This window comes from Parafilimonas sp. (genome assembly GCF_051953455.1).
Taxonomy (GTDB): domain Bacteria; phylum Bacteroidota; class Bacteroidia; order Chitinophagales; family Chitinophagaceae; genus Parafilimonas.
Genome location: NZ_JBQCIT010000028.1, coordinates 20,244 through 43,776, shown reverse-complemented (window position 1 = coordinate 43,776; position 23,533 = coordinate 20,244). Strand labels below are relative to the sequence as shown.

27 protein-coding genes are annotated in these 23,533 nt (G+C 39.5%); 13 read left to right on the top strand and 14 right to left on the bottom strand.

The window, feature by feature from the left end:
- Positions 1-62: 62 nt before the first annotated feature.
- From ACTHN6_RS11330 to ACTHN6_RS11315, 4 genes are all read right to left on the bottom strand, one after another.
- On the bottom strand, positions 63-350 hold the full coding sequence (locus ACTHN6_RS11330; RefSeq protein ID WP_440435873.1) for a hypothetical protein: 288 nt from the start codon (positions 348-350) through the stop codon (positions 63-65).
- A gap of 93 nt (positions 351-443) precedes the next feature.
- Entirely contained in the window at positions 444-1,304 is an 861-nt protein-coding gene (locus ACTHN6_RS11325) for a TraB/GumN family protein (RefSeq protein ID WP_440435872.1), read from the bottom strand.
- 79 nt (positions 1,305-1,383) lie between these two features.
- Positions 1,384-3,936: a ligase-associated DNA damage response DEXH box helicase gene (locus ACTHN6_RS11320; protein WP_440435871.1), complete on the bottom strand. Its 2,553-nt coding sequence runs from the start codon at positions 3,934-3,936 to the stop codon at positions 1,384-1,386.
- A gap of 110 nt (positions 3,937-4,046) precedes the next feature.
- Positions 4,047-4,886 carry a type 1 glutamine amidotransferase gene (locus ACTHN6_RS11315; RefSeq protein ID WP_440435870.1) on the bottom strand — a complete coding sequence of 280 codons (840 nt, stop codon included), beginning with the start codon at positions 4,884-4,886 and terminating at the stop codon, positions 4,047-4,049.
- A 329-nt stretch (positions 4,887-5,215) separates the two neighbouring features.
- On the opposite strand from ACTHN6_RS11315, the gene ACTHN6_RS11310 reads away from it, so the two are divergent.
- The 3 genes from ACTHN6_RS11310 to ACTHN6_RS11300 are packed head-to-tail and all read left to right on the top strand — an operon-like array spanning position 5,216 to position 7,039.
- Positions 5,216-6,064 (top strand): methylated-DNA--[protein]-cysteine S-methyltransferase, encoded by an 849-nt coding sequence (locus ACTHN6_RS11310; RefSeq protein ID WP_440435869.1) that lies wholly within the window; start codon positions 5,216-5,218, stop codon positions 6,062-6,064.
- Between the two features lie 10 nt (positions 6,065-6,074).
- Positions 6,075-6,788 (top strand): 2OG-Fe(II) oxygenase, encoded by a 714-nt coding sequence (locus ACTHN6_RS11305; protein ID WP_440435868.1) that lies wholly within the window; start codon positions 6,075-6,077, stop codon positions 6,786-6,788.
- A 5-nt stretch (positions 6,789-6,793) separates the two neighbouring features.
- Complete coding sequence (locus ACTHN6_RS11300) at positions 6,794-7,039, top strand: Ada metal-binding domain-containing protein (protein WP_440435867.1); 246 nt, start codon at positions 6,794-6,796, stop codon at positions 7,037-7,039.
- A gap of 52 nt (positions 7,040-7,091) precedes the next feature.
- Here the strand turns inward: ACTHN6_RS11300 and ACTHN6_RS11295 are convergent, their stop codons facing one another.
- Positions 7,092-7,781 carry a hypothetical protein gene (locus tag ACTHN6_RS11295; protein ID WP_440435866.1) on the bottom strand — a complete coding sequence of 230 codons (690 nt, stop codon included), beginning with the start codon at positions 7,779-7,781 and terminating at the stop codon, positions 7,092-7,094.
- Positions 7,782-7,824: 43 nt separating this feature from the next.
- The gene (locus ACTHN6_RS11290; RefSeq protein WP_440435865.1) at positions 7,825-9,390 is read right to left on the bottom strand and encodes a patatin-like phospholipase family protein; all 1,566 of its coding nucleotides are present in this window, start codon (positions 9,388-9,390) and stop codon (positions 7,825-7,827) included.
- A 340-nt stretch (positions 9,391-9,730) separates the two neighbouring features.
- On the opposite strand from ACTHN6_RS11290, the gene greA reads away from it, so the two are divergent.
- A complete protein-coding gene (greA, locus tag ACTHN6_RS11285; RefSeq protein WP_440435864.1) occupies positions 9,731-10,204 on the top strand; it encodes a transcription elongation factor GreA in 474 nt (157 codons plus the stop codon).
- Between the two features lie 73 nt (positions 10,205-10,277).
- On the top strand, positions 10,278-10,676 hold the full coding sequence (locus ACTHN6_RS11280) for an HIT family protein (protein ID WP_440435863.1): 399 nt from the start codon (positions 10,278-10,280) through the stop codon (positions 10,674-10,676).
- Between the two features lie 165 nt (positions 10,677-10,841).
- Here the strand turns inward: ACTHN6_RS11280 and ACTHN6_RS11275 are convergent, their stop codons facing one another.
- The 4 genes from ACTHN6_RS11275 to ACTHN6_RS11260 all read right to left on the bottom strand — a co-directional run bounded on the left by ACTHN6_RS11275 (position 10,842) and on the right by ACTHN6_RS11260 (position 13,467).
- Entirely contained in the window at positions 10,842-11,051 is a 210-nt protein-coding gene (locus ACTHN6_RS11275; protein ID WP_440435862.1) for a KTSC domain-containing protein, read from the bottom strand.
- Between the two features lie 3 nt (positions 11,052-11,054).
- The gene (locus ACTHN6_RS11270) at positions 11,055-11,249 is read right to left on the bottom strand and encodes a hypothetical protein (RefSeq protein WP_440435861.1); all 195 of its coding nucleotides are present in this window, start codon (positions 11,247-11,249) and stop codon (positions 11,055-11,057) included.
- 94 nt (positions 11,250-11,343) lie between these two features.
- Positions 11,344-12,873 carry an FAD-dependent oxidoreductase gene (locus ACTHN6_RS11265; protein WP_440435860.1) on the bottom strand — a complete coding sequence of 510 codons (1,530 nt, stop codon included), beginning with the start codon at positions 12,871-12,873 and terminating at the stop codon, positions 11,344-11,346.
- A gap of 84 nt (positions 12,874-12,957) precedes the next feature.
- Positions 12,958-13,467, bottom strand: a complete 510-nt coding sequence (locus ACTHN6_RS11260) for a CinA family protein (protein ID WP_440435859.1) — start codon at positions 13,465-13,467, stop codon at positions 12,958-12,960.
- A gap of 407 nt (positions 13,468-13,874) precedes the next feature.
- On the opposite strand from ACTHN6_RS11260, the gene ACTHN6_RS11255 reads away from it, so the two are divergent.
- The 3 genes from ACTHN6_RS11255 to ACTHN6_RS11245 all read left to right on the top strand — a co-directional run bounded on the left by ACTHN6_RS11255 (position 13,875) and on the right by ACTHN6_RS11245 (position 15,724).
- Positions 13,875-14,252, top strand: coding sequence for a DUF6766 family protein (locus ACTHN6_RS11255; protein WP_440435858.1), 378 nt, complete (start codon positions 13,875-13,877; stop codon positions 14,250-14,252).
- Between the two features lie 255 nt (positions 14,253-14,507).
- A complete protein-coding gene (locus ACTHN6_RS11250) occupies positions 14,508-15,377 on the top strand; it encodes an SDR family oxidoreductase (protein WP_440435857.1) in 870 nt (289 codons plus the stop codon).
- Between the two features lie 131 nt (positions 15,378-15,508).
- Positions 15,509-15,724 carry a hypothetical protein gene (locus ACTHN6_RS11245; protein ID WP_440435856.1) on the top strand — a complete coding sequence of 72 codons (216 nt, stop codon included), beginning with the start codon at positions 15,509-15,511 and terminating at the stop codon, positions 15,722-15,724.
- 209 nt (positions 15,725-15,933) lie between these two features.
- Here ACTHN6_RS11245 and ACTHN6_RS11240 read toward each other — a convergent pair whose 3' ends face one another.
- The 3 genes from ACTHN6_RS11240 to ACTHN6_RS11230 are packed head-to-tail and all read right to left on the bottom strand — an operon-like array spanning position 15,934 to position 17,349.
- On the bottom strand, positions 15,934-16,359 hold the full coding sequence (locus ACTHN6_RS11240; RefSeq protein ID WP_440435855.1) for a VOC family protein: 426 nt from the start codon (positions 16,357-16,359) through the stop codon (positions 15,934-15,936).
- An 18-nt stretch (positions 16,360-16,377) separates the two neighbouring features.
- Entirely contained in the window at positions 16,378-16,845 is a 468-nt protein-coding gene (locus ACTHN6_RS11235) for a VOC family protein (protein WP_440435854.1), read from the bottom strand.
- 54 nt (positions 16,846-16,899) lie between these two features.
- A complete protein-coding gene (locus ACTHN6_RS11230) occupies positions 16,900-17,349 on the bottom strand; it encodes an SRPBCC family protein (protein ID WP_440435853.1) in 450 nt (149 codons plus the stop codon).
- A gap of 130 nt (positions 17,350-17,479) precedes the next feature.
- On the opposite strand from ACTHN6_RS11230, the gene ACTHN6_RS11225 reads away from it, so the two are divergent.
- Complete coding sequence (locus ACTHN6_RS11225) at positions 17,480-18,475, top strand: GlxA family transcriptional regulator (protein ID WP_440435852.1); 996 nt, start codon at positions 17,480-17,482, stop codon at positions 18,473-18,475.
- Positions 18,476-18,584: 109 nt separating this feature from the next.
- On the opposite strand, the gene ACTHN6_RS11220 is transcribed toward ACTHN6_RS11225, so the two are convergent.
- Entirely contained in the window at positions 18,585-19,328 is a 744-nt protein-coding gene (locus ACTHN6_RS11220; protein WP_440435851.1) for a DUF72 domain-containing protein, read from the bottom strand.
- Positions 19,329-19,588: 260 nt separating this feature from the next.
- Here ACTHN6_RS11220 and ACTHN6_RS11215 point away from each other — a divergent pair, with 260 nt between their 5' ends.
- From ACTHN6_RS11215 to ACTHN6_RS11200, 4 genes are all read left to right on the top strand, one after another.
- Complete coding sequence (locus ACTHN6_RS11215) at positions 19,589-20,476, top strand: NmrA family NAD(P)-binding protein (RefSeq protein WP_440435850.1); 888 nt, start codon at positions 19,589-19,591, stop codon at positions 20,474-20,476.
- Positions 20,477-20,489: 13 nt separating this feature from the next.
- Positions 20,490-21,410 (top strand): helix-turn-helix domain-containing protein, encoded by a 921-nt coding sequence (locus ACTHN6_RS11210; RefSeq protein WP_440435849.1) that lies wholly within the window; start codon positions 20,490-20,492, stop codon positions 21,408-21,410.
- 118 nt (positions 21,411-21,528) lie between these two features.
- Positions 21,529-22,446 (top strand): AraC family transcriptional regulator, encoded by a 918-nt coding sequence (locus ACTHN6_RS11205; RefSeq protein ID WP_440435848.1) that lies wholly within the window; start codon positions 21,529-21,531, stop codon positions 22,444-22,446.
- Positions 22,447-22,483: 37 nt separating this feature from the next.
- Entirely contained in the window at positions 22,484-23,530 is a 1,047-nt protein-coding gene (locus ACTHN6_RS11200; RefSeq protein ID WP_440435847.1) for an alpha/beta hydrolase family protein, read from the top strand.
- Positions 23,531-23,533 lie beyond the last annotated feature (3 nt).

The window sequence follows — 23,533 nt, the reverse complement described above, 5'->3', positions numbered from 1 at the left end:
AACATCGTTTAGTTAAAAAACAATATTAAATATAAAGGCTGCAGAAAGCAGCCTTTATTATGTTATCTCCAATGTCCCTTCCTCCAGTAAAAACCGTGAGGCCCTCTTGCCCAACTGCCATTAACCCAGGCCTGATGCGACCTCCGCCTTGCCCAGTGACCGTTTACATAAACATAACGGCCCCTGTGCCAGCGCCAGTCTCCGTCAACCCACACGTATGTTGGCCCGGGTGAAACCGGCCTTGCATAAACAGGCGCCACAGGTTGTTCTGCAACATAATGGGAAGTGCTGCAGCTATTGAAAATTAAAGCACTTGCAGCAAGGCTAAAAATTACAAATAGCTTTTTCATAAGAAAATTTATTGATTTAATAAGCACCAACAGCATGCCATATTAAACCTATTGAGTTGCAAAAAGGTAAAAGGTTTATTGTGTTGAAGTTTTTTAATAAAAAACAGGTGTAACAGTATATCCTTTTTGCCTTAGCAGGTTAATAACGCCATTGGTATTGCCAAGATGGGCGGCGCCCACAGCAAAAAATGTGGGTTTCAATTTAGCCTGTTCAATAATTTCAGGTATCCATTTTTTATTGCGGTTATTTAGAAGCATATCCATAAAATCAGAGGGCGTGCCTGTTTCATCCATCATTTTGCTTAAAGCATCCAGGTCTTTTTGCTTGTATAAATCAAGCATCTTATTAAAACTCTTTTTAACGCTGTCAATGTGCAGCACTGATTCTGCAAATTCCTCCGCCTGTGCTTTATACGGAATTTCATCAAATATTTTTAACTGGTCTTCTACTTCTTCAAGCCCTTTGATTTCCATATCATTGGCTTTTGCCATTTGCATAAATTTTTGCTCCCAGGCCTGCGCTCCATCGCATCCAAGCAGCTTTGGATAAATGGCAGATTCAATTAGCTGCGGCTTCATTTTTTGCATCATAGTTAGCGGGAGCCCTGATATATTTTGAAAGGCTGACACAACAGAATCATATTGCTTTGGAGGTAAAAGTTGTTTAAGCGTAGTATCATTTTTCATGGTCATTTGCTGCATGGTTTTCATCAGTATGGATGGATCATCCATATCCAGTTCAAGGTATAATTGTTTGGTTGAATAGAATTTTGCTCGCAGCTCCGTATTTACCACAATATCATCCGGGCACATTAAATGAATAGTACCATATAAATAAGAAGGCGTTGTAATGCCCGGCCCGGTTATTTGCCAGAGCAATGTTTTAGCGGAATCAGTTTGCGCCTGTATATTAAATGAAATAAGCGCTAATAAGATTGATATAAATGTTTTCAATTAAATATGTTTTAAAGTGTTTAGATATCTATATTTTTTGTCGTAAAATTTTTATGATTAAATTTTGACAGAACCATCATTATTCCAAATGGTTCTGCATTTTTCTTATCCTGTCTTCAAACTTTTCCGATGAAAGATTGTAACGGCTTAATCCATCCACAATAATAGGGAAGGAGAGCGGTGTGAAACGTTGCGGAAATTTTAAAACGATTTCATTTTGCTGAATACGTTCCAAAGCCGTGCGCAAACGCACTTCTTCCATCTGCTGTTCAAACACTTCGTGATAAGCCTGCTTTAGCAAAATGTTGTTAGGATCATATTCGCTGAACACTCTAAACAACAGTGATGCAGAGGCCTGCAAATGTTTTGCTTTTTTAGGCTCGCCGGGATAACCCGTAAAAATTAATCCACCAATAACAGCTATATCCCGGAATTTTCTTGACGCCATTTCAACAGAGTTTACGCTGCGCTGAATATCGGCTATTAAATCATTTGTAGTAAACAATTCACGCACGTTGGTATCGTCCACAGGCACCGGCTGATCGCTCAATAATTCAAAGCCATAATCATTCATGGCTATGGAAAAAGTAATAGGCGTTATCTGGCTTATTCGCCAGGCGAGAATTGAACTCATCGCTTCATGAATCTGCCTGCCTTCAAAAGGATAAACCAATAAATGAAAGCCATCTTTGCTTTCAATTTGTTCAATCAGCAATTCATCACTTTGCGGAATATGTGATAAATGTTGCTGTAGTTTAAACAATGGTTGTAATGCTTTCAGTTCAGGTGAATCAGGCTTTAATGCCTTGTTGAAAGTGCGGCGCAGTAGCATGCCGAGATTAGCTGTTAAACTCATGCGGCCGCCCATCCAGCTTGGAATGATCGATTTTTTTTTGGGTGATATTTTTACATGTGCTGTCATTTCCTTAATCATCACCAGTTCAAGATTACGCCCTGCAAATGTGAATGCGTCGCCAGGCTCAAGACGGCTTAAAAACCATTCTTCTATCATGCCGATATAACTGCCGTTCATCATGCGCACTTTCATCATAGCGTCGCTTACAATCGTGCCTATCTGCATGCGGTGCCGCATGGCAATACGCCTGTTCCTGATGCGATAAAGGCCTTTCTCATCAATCTCCACTTTTTTATATTCATCATAATTTTCCAATGCCCTGCCGCCGTCGGTTATCTGCTGTAATATTTCATTCCATTCTTCAGCAGTAATATCCCGAAAACAATACGTCCCTTTTATTTCCTCCAAAATTTCTTCCTGCCTAAAACCTTCACCAATGGCAAGCGTGCATAAGTATTGCATCAGTACATCAAAGCATAACAGCATAGGTTGCCGGCTTTCAATCACCTGCTCATGAATAGCCGATTTTAAGGCTGCTGCTTCCACCAGTTCAAGCGAATGGGTGGGCAGAAAATATACTTTACTTATATCGCCTGGTGCATGGCCGCTTCTGCCTGCGCGCTGCAAAAAACGGGCAACGCCTTTGGGCGAGCCAACCTGTATCACCGTATCAACAGGGCGGAAATCAACACCCAGGTCAAGGCTGGCCGTACATACAACCGCTTTTAATTTTTGCGCGTGTAAAGCTTCTTCCACCCAAATTCTTAATTCATGCTCAATACTGCCATGATGCAATGCCATAACACCCGCAAATTGTGGTGCAATGGTGAGCAAGGTTTGATACCATAATTCGCTCATGCTTCTTGTATTGATGAAGATGAGCGTGGTATTGCTTTGTTCAACAATAGGCACAACTTTCTCTGCCAGTTTAATACCAAGATGGCCTGCCCACGGGTATTTTTCAATTTCATCAGGGAGAACTGAAATTACTTCGATACGTTTATCCATGCGGGCCTTAACTACAACCTCCCCTCCAACTTCATTCCTATAGAGGGGAGAGTTTAAGCTTGACAACAGCACTTCACGCGCCTCATCAAGATTACCAATGGTTGCGCTGATACCCCAAACAGAAGCTGTGAGCTGTGTGCTATGAGCTGCGAGTTTCTGCCGCTTAACCCCAGCCGGTTTTTCCTCGCTTGCAGCTTGCAGTTTGCCGCTTACAGCTAAAATCCTGCTTATGGCCAATTCCACCTGCACACCGCGTTTGCTGCCCAGTAGCTCATGCCATTCGTCAACAGCTATAATATGTAGGGATTTAAAGAAATTGGGATAGTTTTTTTGTGCGAGGAGCAACATTAAACTTTCAGGCGTGATAATTAAAACTTCGGGCGTATTGCGGGTTTGCCGTTGCCGTTCGTTTATATCGGTATCGCCGTTGCGGATACCAATTTGCCATTGCATGCCAAGCGCTTCTATTACTTCTTCCATAGCCCGGCCAATATCTTTTGCCAATGCACGCAAGGGTGTTATCCACAATAATTGTAAGCCATTATTTTTTTCTTTTTGATAATTATCGGGATTGTTATTAATAAATTGAATAAGACTGCCCAAAAAAACAGAAAAAGTTTTACCGCACCCGGTGGGTGCATTTACCAAACCACTTTTATTATTAATGATGTGTTGCCATGTTTCTTCCTGGAAACGGAATGCCTGCATGTTTTTAGATGCAAGCCATTGCTGAATGACTGAATAACCTTTTGTGTTTTTAAGTTTCAAGTGTGGCTGATTAATAAACCAATTGTTGAAGTGCGTGACCAAATCCTGCCTGCGTGAACACAGATCAGGCAGGGAAGTTAAATAGCATTACTACAGCCGGCCATCAAAAATTAATTCTCTACTAATTCTTCAATAGCAATATTGAGAAAATTTGGAATGATGTGGCTGTATGTCCATAAAATTTTATCCGGATCGTTCAGGTGTTCGATCATGCTTTGCCATTTAGCCTCACCATAATTTTTAATAACCGTTTCTTTCCTGTCGGGCGTATGCAAATGCACCGTCATGCCAACAGCGTCAGCTTCGGGATGAAACTGTGTGCCAATGAAATAATCATTAAAGCGAATAGCCATGATTGCTCTTTCGTAGTGCACATGCGGCCGTTCTTTTTCGATAGCCAATATTTTTGCACCCATTTCTTTCAGGCGGTTATGGTTAGGCTGAATAACCTGGTAATCACGGCTGTCAACAGCATAAAAAGGATCTTTCATGCCGGCAAAAACCATTTCGTTGGCGCCATCGAACGTCATGTGTACAGGAAATGTACCGAATGAAGTTGAATTACGCGCACAAACATTGCCCACTTTAAAATGCCTGCAGGCAAGCTGGAAACTATGGCAGATAAAGAATACATGCTTTTTGGGATAGTTGCTGAAATCATTATTCCAGTTATTAACCTGTTTAATCCAATGCATAAATTTCTTGTCCCATTCAAGACCGGCCGTATCCATTGGTGAGCCGGGTCCACCACTTGAAATGTAAGCATCATAAGAAAGATCTGGCAGTTCAAGCTTCAGCCGCACATCAAAAATATCAAGCTGAACATCTTTATTGTTTTTTAAAGCCCATTCATCTACGATTTGCTGCAAACAACGCATACCCTGGTTGGCAGCGCCTTCATAAAGATCGAGGATTGCTATTTTAATTTTTTTGTTATTTGTTCGATTCATCGGCTGCAAAATTACAAAATTTTGACAGGGCGGTTGAGCGGCAGTTTTCAACATTTAACGTATAAAATTTATGCTTAAAATATCTACTGAAATTCTGAGTTATTTATTTAATGACAGGTAAAGATTTTTCAAGGATTTCGGTTGCCGTCCGTGCTTAATAAGCATAATAAATGTTAAGAACTTATAGTCTCCAATGCACAAATTTATATCTGTGCACTGTGACTATAATAAAATTTATTTTTCCGGATTACTCATAATAAAACTTAGCAGGTTTCGGATTTTTTAACAGCAAAATCATGTGGATTTTTGCATTACAAAATTTGGAAGAAATGGAGACAAAGGAAAAAATTAATTATGACCGTATTGCACAGGCAATTGATTATATCCGGCAAAACTTCAGGGAACAGCCCAATCTTGATGAAGTTGCTGAAAAGATACATTTAAGCCCTTCGCATTTTCAGCGGTTATTTACTGAATGGGCAGGCACCAGCCCGAAAAAATTCCTGCAATATATAAGCGTGGAGCATGCTAAAAAAACGCTGGCAGATGGCCGCACAACACTATTTGATGCAACCTTTGAAACAGGGCTTTCAAGCACGAGCCGCTTGCATGATTTATTTGTAAACATTGAAGGGATGACGCCTGCCGAATATAAAAATGGCGGCAAAAATCTTTTTATCAATTACAGTTTTGCGGAAAGCCCTTTTGGCAGCCTGATAGTTGCTTCCACCTCAAAGGGTATTTGTTATATGGCTTTTGAGGATGATGAAGAAAAAGCGATTAATAATCTTAAAACTAAATTTCCCAATGCTGCTGTTGAAAGAAAGCTGGATTTATTGCAGCAAAATGCTTTATTCATTTTTCAAAACGACTGGAGCAGGCTGCATGAAATTAAGCTGCATTTGAAAGGAACCGGCTTTCAATTAAAAGTGTGGGAAAGCCTGTTGAAAATACCGATGGGAAAACTATCAACATACAAAAATATTGCTGAGCAAATTGGTAACATACAAGCATCAAGAGCAGTTGGAACAGCTATCGGCAATAACCCCGTAGCCTACCTTATTCCCTGTCACCGTGTTATTCAGTCAGCAGGAAATTTTGGCGGTTATATGTGGGGGCCAACAAGAAAAGCAGCTATCATAGGCTGGGAAGGCGTAAAAACAAATTCTGAAAATTAAAGCAGTATTAATGCAGCACATCATTCAAAAAATACAAAATACAGATTGGGACAATATTACAGAAAGAATGCATCAGAATGGATATGCCATTATTCCGGGATTACTGGCCAATGAAGATTGTGAAGCATTGAAAGCTGCGTATCCTGATTCAAATGCATATCGTAAAACCGTTGTGATGGAACGTTATATCTTTGGTTTTGGCGAATACAAATATTTCAACTACCCGTTGCCGGCCATCATTCAAACAATCCGCGAAAATATTTATCCTCATCTGGCATGTATAGCCAATGTATGGTTCAAAAACCTGCATATTAACAGGCAATTTCCGGAAGCTCATGCAGCGTTGTTGAAAGAATGTCATAATAACAAACAAGAGAAAGCAACTGTATTGATTTTGAAATATGGCAAAGGCGGATTCAACACATTGCACCAGGATTTGTATGGCGATATTTATTTTCCTATGCAGATAGTATTGATGCTTAGTGAACCTGGAAAAGATTTTACGGGCGGCGAGTTTTTATTAACACAGCAGGTTCCAAGAGCGCAGTCCAAAGCGATTGTTATGAATCCGCGCAAAGGTGATGCATTGATTTTTACAACCAACTTTAAACCGGAGAAAAGCACTAAAGGCTACTACCGGGCAAACATGAAGCATGGTGTAAGCGAAGTGCAGCATGGAAGCCGCTACACACTGGGAATCATTTTTCATGATGCATTAAGTTAGCATGAATGATAAGGCATGATGAAATATCTAACATTGATTTACGATATAGAATCAGGAAGCAGGAAATTTTATTTGGAGGAAACAGGAAGCTGAAAATATATGGCAAATTAAGTTGTGCGTCCGGTAAAAGAATGAAGCGGGAAAACAGGGTTTTCTTTGCCAGCGAAAAAGAAGCGCTTGCCCTCAATTACAGGCCCTGCGGGCATTGTATGAAAATGGAATATAAAAAATGGCAGCGTAAAACTAATTGATCTAATGCATGCAAAGCCAAGTCAGTTTGCCATATATTATTACAGTTTAAAACTATCTAACCACTGCTTTCTTTTTATTAAATATGCCTGCAAGTATTAAAAAAACAATTATTTCGGCAAGGGTTATTAGTAAGTATTTTAAAGATGAAGCCGTATAGTTTCCTGTTAACCAAAAAAAGCAAACAGCGCTTATAGCTGAAACAGTTGCGCCAAGCGCTATGCCCCATTTAAAACCTTCCATAATAAGATATGCTTTATGTGATTTGCGTTTTGCAGCCAGTGCTTCTTTTGAATCGTTAATGTTGGGCCCCTGCTTAATTTTTTTTAACAGGTAAATATTTTCGATGATGTCACATAGCCACGGAATAAGCTGTAATACTGCAAGTATTAAAAATATGCAGTGCCAAAAGCCTGGCTCAAATTTTATGGATACCTGCAGGCAAATTAAAAATACGCTGCCGTAGGCAAGCGGCATAAAAAGAAAATCGACCCATAACTGCCTTCTTAATGCACCGATAGATTTTTTGCTGTCATTAGCAGGCAATGCATATAAGCCTTTTATCACTTTAACCAGTTCTGCATAAGTGGCCGGCGTTTCCAGTTCCATAATGCTGAACCTTCTTTTGGTAAGATGGAATGTATAAAAATTGCGGCTTTGTATCATCATTATAAATGATACAAAAAGCATTAAGCCAAAAGCTATGGTGAATAATTGCCAGTTATTTAAATTGTATAAAAGCATAACTATTTTTTTGATGCAGTTATAGAAATTTTTTATAAAAGCGCTATTTCTCCTGGTTTAATTTTAGCTGCATTTCTTTCCTTCCTGCTTTATATTCCTGCCAGTTGAAATTCAGTAAAAACGCTGTTGCAGTTTTAGCGCCAAGTACAAACATTTTCATCTTGTCTTCATCTTCTAAAAAGAAATTAAGCCAGTTAAATCCTTTCAACGGAATGGAACCAATTCCTTTTTTATAAAATTTGTTTTTAATAAGAAAATCTTTATCGTAATAAAACCTTACGGTATTAAACAACCGGTAAATATATCCGGTCAGGCTCCAGTTTTCAGAATCTTCTCCTTCATCATTTGTCTTCCTATCTGTAACGGGCATTTGCCGCCAGCTTTCGCCATAAACATCGCCTGGGTCCTTTTCATCATCAAGGTCAATACCAAATGAGGGCAGGCGGGGCACATCCACTTTAGGGTTGTAAAAAATATTGATAGGAAAATTAGAGAGAATACCGCCATCTACAAACCTGGCGGTGGAAGGCGGTTTTGTTTTTTCCAGCATATCTTCCCATAATTGCCGGATATTTTTTTCTTCACATGGTATATCGCTTATAAAATAGGATTCAAAAAAAATGGGTATAGACATGGATGCCCGTATGAAACCGGCGGGTTGTAGATCATTTATATTCTCTCTGAAAAGCCCGCTCATTTTTGGAAACTCTATCTTGTTCTGCGATACAATTTCCGAAGCAATAAAAGTTACATCACCTTCCAGCCCGTTAAGGCTTTCAACACTTTCTTCCCTGAGATATAAATCGTCAACAGGCGTAGAGGCTGCTTCAATAAGATCAGAAACCGTTTTAATATTGTTTTCGAGCAGGCGGGCTTTAATCCAGTCGTAAAAAACATCGCCGGGGTTTATTCCAAAACCTGCACTTTTTAGGCGCTTTGCAAGAAAAAAAAGATAACCGCAAAGTATAAGCACCAAGGTGAAATAAAGGCCGGTTATAATAAATACAGTTGTTGTGATGCCCGCCATCCATGTATAGATGTGTTGCAAGCCCAGGCCGATAAAACCAAGCATGGGCAGTGCAATTAAAGTTATAAGCATAATGGTTAACCATTTGCTGAGCTGTGCGTTGAAATTCTTGTCTTTAATAAACAATTGAATAAGTGCCCTGGCCGCGGGATGGCCGTCAACAAGACTAAAGAAATCAAGGTCACAAATAGCCTGCAATATTTTTTTTGATTTTGCTATTTTTTTATTGCCTTTTACTTTTTGTTTTGAATTGTTACTGGTATTGGGTTCTGTTCCAATCACGGTCATTAAAGCCGTATTTATTGCGCCGGCGCTGGTACCTGCAAGCCGTATGAAACGCACGCCCATTTCTTCAAGAATGTAAGTGTAGCCCACCAATGCAACGCCTAAAACACCACCGCCTTTCTGCACAAGGTTTACATATTGATGGCCTTCTTTATCCAGCACATCAGAAATAATAAATTCACGGCCGCCTTTAGTTGTATCAAATGCTACCTTTAATTGTTCGAGACATTGCAGCACCTCAGGCTGTTGCGTAAAATCTTCAACTGTAATTTTTGTTTTGGCAGATGTTTGTTTCATTGTGAGAGATTAAACGATAGATAGCAGCAGCAATTACTAGAGCAAATCAGCCCCTGAAATATTACTTAAAATTAAGTTTCATTGTTATATGATAAAAAATAAAAATTATTATTTCCATGAGAAATAGAGTTGCTTTCATCTGTCATTTTTATTAAACAAAAGGGCTGTTTCTAACGGCGTTGTACAACAAATAATCATCCTGGTAGAAGGCGCATAAAACGGGCTATAATATTTTATTTGTTGCGTTTGTTTAACACGTTTTTTACTATATTTGTGATTATGCAACGCTGCATGTATTTGTGGCGTTGTATTTTTTTTTACTCGTTTAAAACCAGATATTATGAGTGACACTATGTACGTTTCAAAGGAAGCGTTTGAAAAAATGCGGCAGGAATTGCAACACATGAAATCTGTTGAAAGGCCTGCGGCTTCACGTGCCATTGCCGAAGCAAGAGAAAAGGGCGATTTGAAAGAGAACGCTGAATACGATTCAGCTAAAGAAGCCCAGGGGATTCTGGAAGCTAAGATTGCATTGCTTGAAGGCCAGATTGCCAGCTCAAGAATTGTAGATGCAAGCGAAATTGACACCAGCAAGGTTTCTATTTTAACCAAAGTAACCATTACCAATGTGGCTTCCAAAAAAACGGTTACTTACCAGATCGTTGGTGAAAAAGAGGCTGATCTTAAAGCCAATAAAATTTCTGTTTCATCACCCATAGGCCAGGGATTGCTGGGTAAGCAAAAAGGTGAAGTGGCTGTGGTAAAAGCGCCAACAGGTATCCTGAAATTTAAAATTGAAGAAATAGCTATTTAATTTTTTTTGCCCATACTTTAAAGCTGCGCACATTGCGCAGCTTTTTTATTTTTGATGTATTTAAAATATTTTTATGAGCATATTTTCAAAAATTATTACCGGCGAAATCCCTTCTTATAAAATTGCAGAAGATGATAAGTTTTATGCGTTTCTAGATATATTTCCCCTGGTGCCGGGCCATACGCTGGTGATACCAAAAATTGAAGTGGATAAGATATATGATTTAAGAGATGATTATCTGCAATCAATACTTGTATTTGCAAAACCTATAGCAAAAGCCATAGAAGCATCTTGTGATTGCAAACGCTGCGGTATGGCTGTCGTTGGCCTCGAAGTACCACATGCCCACCTGCACCTCGTGCCCATTAATACTATGGATGACCTGAATTTTACAAGAGGTAAAATAAAGCTTACTGAAGATGAATTAAAAGATGCGCAGCGGAAGATTTTGGAGAAGCTGAATAACAGCTAAGACATTTGGAAATGGAATAGTTAAGGCGTACATAATAGTCTTGCATTCGAGCCATCGGTCAGCACTTCCAAAACCTGATTCATTTGCCGCTTGAAGTGCCGGAATAATGTCTTTTAGTAAAAGCATTAAGAGAGCAAAATTGCATGGAAACTTCTTGCCATGTGTCTATGTTTGTATTCCAGGCAATTTGGTAAACCTGTACTTATCTTTTATATGCCGGTTGAAGTAAATGCCTTTTTCACGAAATGATAAAAAGGCTGCATATATAGGTTGCGGCACATCGTGATAAACATATATTAATCCCGAAACAAAATGCACCTCTAACGATTTTGTCCCGGGATCATACTGTATCTTCCCGATTACGGACGAAGGCATAGCTTAACTGTCGCCTTTATCGCCGTAACCCGGTTTTGATTTTGTTTTTGCATGTTGCCTTTTATCGGCACTTAATGAACGGCTCACATCATCACTTTCTTTAAAGCGGCCCTGCGCATCTCTTTTCACATAACGCTTATCTCCGTTTGGAGCAATTAAAGAGCGTTTATCACTTGATTTTTTTGTTGTAGTTGCCATAATAAATATTTATGATTTTAAATACAGGAATCATTCCAAAACCATATACCGCTGTTTATAATTTTTTATATGACAGAGATATCTCTTCATACATTCAGGGCTTGTGCATTTTTATGTTTACATCTTCAAGGTTGTGACTGGAAGGGGCCGTTATAACATCGCCATCCACATTATACCTCGCACCATGACAAGGGCAATCCCAACTTTTTTCTGCGTTGTTAAATTTTACTTCGCATTTCATGTGTGTGCAAACAGGATGAATTGCATGAAGATGGCCTTTTTCATCTTTATGCAGCGCTATCACTTCACCGTCATATTTAATTACTTTTCCTTCGCCTTGTTTTAAATCACTTATTTTATCTAGCTGGTCATGTCCAAAAATGCGGCCGGCAAATTGTTTTACCACATCGGCATTATGGGAAAGAAAAGAAACAAAACCGGCTACAGGTTTTATCCTGTTTGGATTAAATAACCGGATATATGGATTGGGTTTATTTAAAATAATATCACGTAATGTAACAGCAGCCACATGACTATAGGTAATACCGTTGCCACCATAACCTGTGGCAACCAATATTTTTTCACTATGTCCGGGCAGCTCTCCGATATATGGCAGCGCATCAGCGGGTTCAAAGTATTGGGAAGACCATTTATTGGCAATTGTTTCAATATCAAAATGTTTTCTTACATATTGTTCAAGCTTATCAAAACATTCCCCGGTGTTTTCTATGTGTCCTGTTTTATGATCTTCAGCACCTGCTATTAAATATTCCTGCCCGTTTATTTCCTGGCTGCGGACATAATGATAAGGATCATACATATCATAATATAAATCTGCCGGATATTCTTTATTCTTTAAACTAACTGCCATTGCATACGAGCGATAAGGAGAACATCTTAAGTGTAATAATTTAATACCAGTAGGAATATGCGTAGCATAAATAAAGAATGAGGAACGAAAATTTCCTTTTGAAGTTTTTATTTCAACTTCTTCATTATCTGCAACAGATTCCACGCGGCAATCCTGCATAATAATGCCGCCCGCATCTTCAAAAGCATGTGCCAGCGCATGCACATATTGAACCGGGTTTAATTTTGCCTGGCCTTCTATCTTCATTGTTTTTTTGGAAGAAATGTTTAACGGCAGATCTTTTGCATATACAGCCTTCAGATTTACTTCACGGCAGGCATCGTGAATGCTTTCCAGCTCTTTTACCTGTTCATCGTTTTCGGCAAATAAATAGGCTGCGGCATCTTTAAAACCACAATCTATCTTATATTCATTTATATACTGCTTAACCAATTGAATTGCTTGTTCAGTGGCACGGGCAACCAATGCAGCATTCTCTTTTCCAAAATTTTTTATAAGCGTGGTATAAGGGCTATCCAGCAACGTATTTAAATGTGCGGTGCTTCCGCCGGTGGTACCAAAGCAAAGGTTATAAGCTTCAAATACAATACATTTTTTGCCGGCTTTCTGTAATAGCAATGCGGTTGTTATGCCTGTAATGCCGCCTCCGGCAATTGCTACATCGAATGAGGTTTGCCCCGCATTTTGTTTGCCCGTAAATTTTGTTGCATGTTGTTGCCAAAGGCTTATGCATGCGCCGTCCCTGTTAATCATAATGCATCAAATTATAATTATGAATCAAATTAAAACTATGCCACTATTTTTTTGATGCAGTTATGTGTTGCCATGAAATGCCAGTTATTTTTTATGCATGCAATCCCCAAGATATTGCAGCAGTTTACGGGCATATTCAAGTTGTACCTCGGAAGGTTCTGTGTGTTGTGGTATTATTTTTTCAGCAAAAACAATTCTTGTGTTATAAGCTATGCTGCAATAAGCAAAAACTTCTTTGGTTTTTTCCACGGGTGCAGCATAACCGGTAATGCTCAAACCCCAGTTACTCCTGAATAATGTGCAAACATGCAGGGCCATTTCTTTGGCAACATTTTGAGAGATGCAATCGTATGCCGCAGCGTGAACCGGCTCAACCAAAAGGTGCCTGCATTTCTGTCCAAGATTATAGGCAGTTATTCCACCCTGGTAAAAACAACTTGCATCTTTTATGGTGCCAAAGGCCAGTTGCAGCAGGCCAGACGTTACGCTCTCAGCTACTGCAATTGTTTCATTATTTTCAAGCAGGTAATTTTTTAGCGGTTCAAGCAATTCTTTTTTAAATGCTTTATAAAAAGCACTTTGTTGTTCGGCCATTGAAAATAATTTTAATTATAATGACGAATTAAATCAAAGTATATGCCTTAAGCAAAAAGGCCGGCAGGCAGGTGTATTTATATTGATCTTTTACTTTTTTTGCTGTTTAAATTTATACTGTATGATTTTTATAGAAGATTTGCCCCATTTATTTATAATTGAATGCGCCGGTTAAAAGATTGTTTTAATATCCTGTTGATTTCTGCAAAACTTTTACGCCTTAAAGTTCAGGTCTTCACTTATTAAGCCTCATGTGATTAATACTCATCCGGCATGATTTTATAAGCGCTTTCAGTTATCCGGCTTTAGTATCTGCGATGATAATTGCTATCTAAACAAATAATTATGCAATGCCGTCCTTTAATTTTTTTGAAGTAAATAATTTCTAACTATAAAACTATATGTATATGCAAAGAATAACTGGTTTTAAAAAAAGAAATTATATATGGATTACACTCTTCCTTTTCATTTTTTCTTTAGGACTTCACTGGTATTTTGGATGGAACACATTTGTAAATGAAGAAAAGGAGCATCAGCAAACACCAGTTGTTTCAGATTATGTTCAGCAAATGATGCGGGACACTATGGAAAACTGGCAATCGGAATTTTTGCAATTGATTTGGCAGGTAGCCGGCCTGAGCTTCCTGTTTTGTGTAGGCTCTCCGCAATCGAAGGAAGGTGATGAAAGAAAAGAAGAAAAGCTCGACTATATTATAAAAATGCTTGATGCAGAAAATTATAAAAAATTAATGAAAGAATGGGAAACGAAATATCCCAAAAAATAAAACGCATAACCATTTGGCTTGTTTAAATTTTGCCCGCACTGTTTTGAATTTATCAAACTGGGTTGATAAAGCAACAAAAAATTTTATCTGTTAAAGTTATTGAAAGCAGCCTTTTGATTTGGTGATTTTGTTTTAGCCGGCAATGCACGGAAAAAATCGTGCATACTTGTCCAGGCTTTACTGGCACAATATCTGAACTGAAACTTCATAAACATTAAAAGAAAAACGATGCAAACAACATCAAAAAAAAGCAACATGGAAAATCCTCTTAATCAATATCCTCAACCACCTCAGCCTGAGCAGCGGCAACCGGTACCGGGAAAGGAAAGTGAAATGCAGCCTCAGGTTGATCATGGTGAAACTTCTTATAAAGGCTCGGGAAAGCTTACAGGAAGAAAGGCGGTTATTACCGGCGCAGATTCGGGCATCGGGCGTGCCGTAGCTATTGCTTTTGCCCGTGAAGGCGCAGATGTGCTTATCTCTTATCTCAATGAACATGAAGATGCAAAAGAAACAGAAAAATGGGTAAAAGAGGCGGGCAGAAAAGCAGTGCTGGTGCCTGGCGACATACAGGATGAAGCGCATTGTCGGCAAATTATTGAACAGGCAGTTAAAGAGCTTGGCGGAATAGATATTCTTGTAAACAATGCGGCTTTCCAGATGTCGCATAAATCCATACAGGAATTATCTTCGGAAGAATTGGACCGCACATTCAGAACAAATGTTTTTGCTATGTTTTATTTGTGCCGGTTAGCAGAACCGCATCTTAAGCCGGGCAGCACAGTTATAAACACTACATCTATCAATGCTTATCAACCTTCGCCGGGTTTGCTTGCGTATGCAGCAACAAAAGGTGCTATACAAAATTTCACCGCAGCGCTCGGTCAGCTTTGGGCAGAGAAAGGTATAAGGGTAAATTGTGTTGCGCCCGGACCGGTATGGACGCCGCTAATCCCTTCTACCATGCCTCTTGAAAAGGTAAAAAATTTTGGGAAGGACGTGCCTTTAAAACGTGCAGCACAACCTGCTGAACTGGCGCCGGCTTATGTATTGCTTGCATCGCAGGAATCAAGTTATATGACAAGCTCAACTATACAGGTAACAGGCGGCACTCCTACAATTTAGTTCTTATAATTTCATGGTCATTAGGAATAAACCTGTCAGGTTGCAGTATGTTTCATGCTGTTGCCTGTGAAGAGACTTCGTGGCCAAAGTTTATTCAAAAATTGATTTATATAATATACATTAAAACCGTTATGAATAAAGAAGATAAAAAAGACGATTATCAAAAAACACAGGCTGCAAGTGCGCCTGGTAAATTGGGTGAAGAAGTGATCAGGAATAAACAACATACAGATATGACTGAAGCTGAAAAAAGTATTCATAAAACGGCGCAGCAGGAAGGATTGAACGAAGAAAAATCACAGGGCGATGCAGGCGCTTTTGAAGGCCTTGACAACACGGGAAAATAAAAATTAGCTTCTTCATTTTAATTACAGGCATTTAATTAATACCTGCATTCAATAAATAGTTGTTGCTTTCCATCATTGTGGATCTGGTGCATAATTCACAAAGCAATCGGAATAATTCCATTGAAATGAATTATGAAATTCATTGCTTCTGTGCATTTGCTATAAAAGTTAAGATAAGGAATTAATGTTGCTCCGGATGTTCTACATTTTTATGGCTGTTTTATTTCTCCTCTGTTATAATTAAGTATCCAGGTATTACCATATTTGTCTGTTAATCCGCCGAACAATGCGTTCCAAAAAGTGTTTTCCAAAGGATGCGTTTGCTCGCCACCCTGTGAAAGTTTTTTATAACATTCCCGTATCTCTTTTTCGCTTGAACAGGTAAGCACGAGTGAGACGGCATTGCCTTTTAACAACCCGCTTTCGCTTACCATATCTGTGCCCATTAACACAAATTCCTTGTTTGACAGTACAGCATGAAGAATGCATTTTTTCATTTTTGCGGGCATTGTTTCTGATAGCGGCGATTCCCCAATCGTTTGAAGACTGAGTTCGCCGCCAAGACATTTTTTATAGAATACCATTGCTTCACGGCAATTGCCGTTGAAGGAGAGGTATGAATAAATGGTTTTCATTTCAAGTTATTACGATAGCTATTTTTCTTCCAGGTCGGCAATGATTATTTTTTTCATTTTCAGCATTGCCTTGAATGCATATTCCTGTTTGGCTTTTTCCTTATGATTTTCCAATTTGTAAAGCTGTTCAGGTATTACCTGCCAGGATAATCCGTATTTATCTTTGCACCATCCGCAAGGTCCTTCGCTGCCACCCTTTGCAGTAAGCGCTTTCCAGTAATAATCCACTTCATGCTGGTCTTTGCAAAAAATAACAAAAGACACAGCTTCACTGAATTTAAACATTGGCCCTGCGGCCAGTATCTGAAATTTCATGCCTAGTAATTCCATTTCAGCCACATCAAAATCACCACTTGGCGTTCCTGAATTTTTATAGGCTTTATAAGAAATCATTTTGCCATTCTTAAAAATGGACAGATAATATTTCGCCGCTTTTTTAGCGTCTTTTTCTATCCATAAACATGGCGCTATTTTTTGCTTTGCCATTTATTATGTTTTAAATAAATGAATATTGTTAATCTTGAATTTGTGTCGCTTATATTATGCATCAGGTATATTGGGTTCCACCAGTCTTTTTAATTTGTCTAATGATTCCTGCCATCCCAAATAACACATCTCTACCGGTATTACTGAAGGAATTCCTTCCTGCGTAGCTATTAGTTCTGTGCCGCATGATACTGCCCTGAGTTTTATGGTAGTGATCATTTCACCGGGAAGGTTTGGGTCATCAAACTTGTCTGTATATTTCAGCAATTCGTTAGGAACGACTTCTATGTATTCACCTCCAAATGAATGGCCATTGCCGGTTGAGAAATTGATAAAAGACATTTTGTAAGCGCCTCCTGTTTTCGCATTCATTTCATGCACTTTGGCAATAAAGCCGTAAGGTGGCAGCCATGAAGCTATTGCGTCAGCATCAGTAAAAGCCCTGAACACTTTTTCGGGCGGCGCTGCTAAAATCCTGTGTAGTTGTACGTTGTTAGTTGACATGTTCTAAAATTTAAATTGTTGTTTAAATAAATTGACAACACAAAAATGGTAATCAAAACCGGTATTTACGGGTGGCATACATGTCAGTTTGAGGGGTGGATTATGACAAGAAACAGATTATCTTTATTTCATGAAAAAAGTATCCATCTTAGTACCTGAATCTTCTGTAATGCAGGCCATTGCTGACCCACAGTATTTATTTACCACGGTAAACCAGTTTTTAATCTCTGCCGGAAAAGCGCCTTTATTCGATGTGGAGCTGGTTGGTGTAAAAAAAGAAGTGAAACTGAATAACGGGATGTTTTCTGTGCACACAGACAGGCAGTTAAAAGAAGTAAACCAAACCGATCTGGTTTTTATTCCTGCACTGTTTGGTGATATGCCGGCGGCCGTAGCAAAAAACAAAGCGGCCGTGCCGTGGATACTGGAGCAATATAATAAAGGTGCAGAAGTGGCATCACTTTGTGTAGGCGCTTTTTTATTGGCTTCAACAGGTTTATTAAATGGGAAAAAATGTTCAACGCATTGGGGTTTTCAAAATGAGTTCAGGGAAATGTATCCCGATGTGGAAGTAGTGGAAGGTAATATTGTAACAGAAGAAAAAAGACTCTACTCCAGTGGCGGCGCCAACTCTTACTGGAATTTGCTGTTGCATTTAGTAGAGAAATATACCAACAGGGAAACCGCCATTCTTGCTTCCAAATATTTTGCTATTGACATTGACAGAGACAGCCAGGCCACTTTTGCAATGTTTAAAGGACAGAAAAATCATACGGACAAAGAAATACTGAAGGCGCAGGAATACATTGAAAAGAACATTCATGAAAAAATTTCTACTAATGAACTGGCAAAAATAACAGCAATAGGCCGCCGCACATTTGAAAGAAGGTTCAGGCAGGCCACCAGCAATTCTGTATTAGAATATATTCAGCGGATTAAAATAGAAGCAGCAAAAAAACAATTTGAAACGAGCCGGAAAAATATTAATGAAGTTATGTATGATGTAGGTTATACAGATACTAAAGCATTCCGCGACTTATTCAAAAAACTAACGGGGCTTTCACCAATTGAGTACCGGAATAAATATAACAAGATGGCGATAGCGAAGCCTGAATATATTTCATGAAGAAAGAAAATTATGCGCCTGAGCACTGAGCGCATTTTTATAAAATAAACTGTGTGTAATATTTATTTTCAGATTAGATGCAACGATATTTAAGCGTCCTGTTTTGGTTTCAATGTACCTGTTTTTTTACGAGCGTTTTTAATGTAAGTGCATTAAAAACAGCATAGGCTTCCTGGTCGTTATCGAAATAGAAGTACACGTCTTTTTTTTCTTTTTGCCAGCTAAGAATTTGCTTCGCCCATTTCTTAAGTGCAATATTATTATAACTGCCCTGGTATTTCATTTCGGTTGGCCCGTGTAGCCTTACATACACAAAATCTGCAGTAATCTTCATGGGTGAAGTATGGCCTGCGAGTTGATAGATGCAGAAAGCGCAGTTATGCTGCTGCAGGAGCTGATATATATCTTCGTGATACCACGTATCGTCTCTGAATTCAAACGCATACCTGTAACCTTTTGGCAAGGCCTCCAGGAAATCGCTTAGCCTTATTACATTTATTTTCCATTTTGGCGGAAGCTGAAATAAAACCGGTCCCAGCTTATTTCTTAACGCAGTTATATTATCAAATAGTTTTGTAATGGGTGCTTCCGGTTGTGTAAGCTTTCGCATGTGCGTAATGAAGCGGCTTGCTTTCACCGAAAACAGCATGTTCTGCGGTGAGTTTTTATACCATCCCTCAAATACTGAACGATCAGGCCACCTGTAAAAAGAATTATTTATTTCAACGGTATCGAAATGGCCGGCATAGAATTGCCATTGCTGCTTTGCGTTGCTTCCTTCAGGATAAAATCTTCCAATCCAATGTTTATAAAGCCATCCTGAAGTACCTATATGGATTTTATTAGCAGGCATTTAAATAGAATTATAAAAATAGGTTGCAGCTATTGTAAGTTAACAAATGAGGTGCCATAAGACGGCCTCGTTACTAAACATCCTTAAGAGATAAATATCATTATTCATTTCTTCACTCCCCTGCATGTTTTTTATTCTTGTGTTGTTTGTTCAATATGTGTATAAGTGAATATTCAATTTGGCTACAACAATAGCAGATATGGCTAAATCTCTTTTCTAAAGGCTGTGCAATTTTGTACTGTCAAAATAAAACATAGAAAATGAATATTGTATTAACAGGTTCGTTAGGCCATATCAGCAAACCACTCGCACAAACTTTGATACAGCAGGGACATTCTGTTACCATCATCAGTAATAACGCCGGCAGGCAAAAAGAGATAGAGGCCATTGGCGCCAAAGCCGCAATTGGTTCTGTAGAAGATATAAGCTTTTTAATTCCGGTTTTTAAAAACGCAGCAGCAGTTTATTGCATGATTCCACCCAATTTTAGTGAGGCGGATCAAATTGCATATTATGAAAGAACGGGAGAAGTTTATGCAAGCGCTATCCGGCAATCAGGTGTAAAAAGAGTCATTCATTTGAGCAGCTATGGTGCGCATTTGGAAAAGGGAACAGGATTTATTACAGGCTCCCACAGAATAGAAACAATTTTTAACGCCATTCCGGGTATATCGCTTACACACATCAGGCCCGGATACTTTTATTATAACCTGTTTTCTTTTGCAGCCATGATTAAATACGCAGGTTTTATAGGTTCGGTTTATGGAGATAACGACAGGCTGCCATTGGTTTCGCCCATAGATATTGCCGCCGCCATAGCCGAAGAGATTACGCACTTGAACGGCACTGAAAAAGTTCGTTATGTTGTAAGCGACGAATGTACATGTAATGAAGTTGCACAAAGCCTGGGAGCGGCAATTGGCATACCGGGTTTGCAGTGGAAAATATTGCCGGAAGAACAGGTATTGAAAGCGCTTTTGGGCAATGGTATTCCCGAAGGTGTGGCATACAGCCTGGTAGAATTAGGATTGGCAATACATAGCGGAATTTTACGGGAAGATTACGGGCAGAATAAACCGGCTGCATTCGGCAAGGTAAAAGTTGCCGCCTTTGCAAAGGAATTTGCTGACGTGTACAATCAGCAATAATTATATTTATAGCATGGCAAACAAAAAACTATACAGGATAAAAACAATTAGTGAACTTCACCAGTTCAGGAATTTGCCAAAGCCTGAACATCCTTTAATAAGCATCGTAGACTTTGATTCAATAAATAATTTGCCTGAAAACAATTCCATAAGCTGGGTACTTGATTTTTATTCCATTGCCCTGAAACGAACATCAAATACCAAAATAAAATATGGCCAGCAGGATTATGATTTTGATGAAGGCGTTTTGTTCTTTATGGCGCCCAGCCAGGTTTTTAGTATTGAGGTGGATAAAGATGTGATTCCAAAACATTCAGGCTGGCTGCTACTCATTCATCCCGATTTTCTCTGGAATACGCCGCTGGCCAAAAACATAAAAAAATATGCCTACTTTGATTATGCTGTAAATGAAGCACTGTTTCTTTCCGACAAAGAAGAAGCCATCATATACAACATTATTCAAAACATTCGGCAGGAATATCACAGCAACATAGACAGGTTTAGCCAGGATGTAATTATTGCCCAGTTGGATTTATTATTTACTTATGCAGAACGTTTTTACGAACGACAGTTTATTACCCGCAAAATTGCCAGTCACCAGGTGCTTGACCGGCTGGAAAAAATTCTTTCGGGTTATTTTGACAGTAATGACCTGGCAATAAAAGGCTTGCCTACAGTACAGTATATTTCTGAAACATTAAACATCTCGCCAGGCTATCTTAGTAGTTTGCTCAAAGTATTGACGGGACAAAGCACCCAGCAACACATCCATAATAAACTCATTGAGAAAGCTAAAGAAAAACTCTCCACAACGCGTTTATCTGTAAGTGAAATAGCCTATGAACTGGGTTTTGAACATCCGCAGTCTTTCAGCAAACTGTTTAAAACAAAGACGAATATTTCACCCCTTGAGTTCAGGCAATCGTTTAATTAAAAATCTGCCACATTTTTAAAATAGCAAGTTTGGAACACTGCCTGAAAGTGTTTTTATTTAATATTGTGAAAGAAGCTGATAATTTAAACCGGCCGCTTCAACCAGTTGAATATTAACCGTGAAAGTAAGGAAGGATATATTTAAAGAAATCCATTCAAGCACCGTTTTGGATTATCGCAGGCGTATAAATATTGCAATGCGTTTTGCAGATGAAAATTGGGATGAACAACTCGATATCCATCTTATTGCCAAAGCTGTTCGTTATTCGCCTTATCACTTTCACCGGATATTTGGAGAATTTACTGGAGAAACGCTTGCTGGTTACATACGAAAGCAGCGGATGAGAAATTCTGCCAGGATGCTGGTGGCTGGTGTGCCGGTTGCAGACGTAGCTATTGCATCCGGTTTTTGGACGGCTTCAGCTTTCTCCAGGTCTTTTAAACAAACAACGGGTGTCACGCCTTCGCAGTTTCAACGGCTTTACGGGAATGCTCCATTAATCTTTCCCGCCCCCGTCTCTTTGCAAAGGATGAGTAACCCGGCACTCATACCCCGGATTATAGAAGATAAGGCGTTTACATTGTATTACCTGCCGAAGAAGATTGCCAACGAGGGGCTGCTCAGTGAGCATATTGGCCGCGCCTTTTATGAAGCTTTTGACAAGTGGTTTATCATTTTAAAAAAATACCACCTTGAGGCGGCTGTTTTGAAAAGATTAGGCGTGATCCGGGGCGTTACTTCTGTTTACCAGCCGAACTGTGCGTATGACGCTGGTATAGTATTTAACCGGGAAGTAATGCTTGATGGTTTGGATGAAATCCGGTGCACATGCATTAGTGCAGGGCGATGGGCTGTATTTCTCCACACGGGGCCTTATAATACGTTGTGGCAAACCTGGAATTATATTTATAACTATTGGCGCTGGGTGAGTGGTTATCATATCAGGGCGGATGAAGCATACGAAGTTTACTTAAATAATCAACGCAATACCCCGCAGGATGAACTGCTGACGGAGCTCTATATTCCGGTTGACTAAATCCTTATTCAATAAACAGTTTAAATACTTGAAACGCATGACAAAAAAGCTGTTGTTGCTCTTATTAATAACCTTATGCCTGCCGGCTATTGTTAATGCACAAACGGAGAAGAAAGAGGTTGCCGGTAAGCCACTGCAAACGGTTGGCCTGGATAGCCGCAAATTTATCGATCCTAAACGGCAGAACTGGAGCGGTACCGGGCCGAAGACAGTGCGTGTGCTGCTGTGGTATCCTGCCTATGACAGGACGGGTAACCCACACCTGGTGGGAAATGCTGACAAGGTTCCGGTTATAAAAAGCGGTGCATTTGTAACAGGACCGGAAAAATATCCATTAATACTGTTGTCGCACGGATCAGGGGGAATGGCAATGGATCTCGCAGCATGGGCTTTTTATCTTGCCGCCAGGGGATATATCGTTGCTGCCATAGAGCATAGGGGAGATTCAACAGAGAATGCTGAAACGGGTTTTCTTTCCCTGTCTGACCAACAAATGTGGCAGCGGCCACAGGATGTTTCAGCGGTGCTTACTTCCCTGTTGGCAGATTCTTTATTCGGCCCACGTATTGATACAGCGAAAATTGCAGTAGCAGGATTTTCGCTGGGAGGCTACACGGCGATTGCAGTGGCCGGGGCAAGACTGAACCTGGAATCGCTTCAGGCATCTTCTGATACAAAAAATTTGTCTCCACAGGTCAGAAATTCGGTAGAAAGATATATAGAACTGCTTGGGAAAAACAGCATATTACAAGCATCGCTGGCCCATTCAGGGGATAGTTATAAAGATCGCCGGATTAAGGGTGTATTTGCACTCGCACCGGCAATAGGGCAGGGGTTTACAAAAGAGGGCTTAAGCGATATTGATGTGCCGGTATATATTGTGGCTGGAGAAACAGACGTGGTGGCGCCCAAAGAATTAAATGCTGAGCTGTATGCTTCCGGTATAAAAGATGCCACTCTAACGATATTACCCGGCGAAGCGGGACATATTACCCGGCCCGGCCCGGTGGCCGAACAAAATTGGCAAAAAGTGTATGACCTGTCTTATCATTTCTTTGAAGGGTTATGGTTGTCAAAAAGATAAACC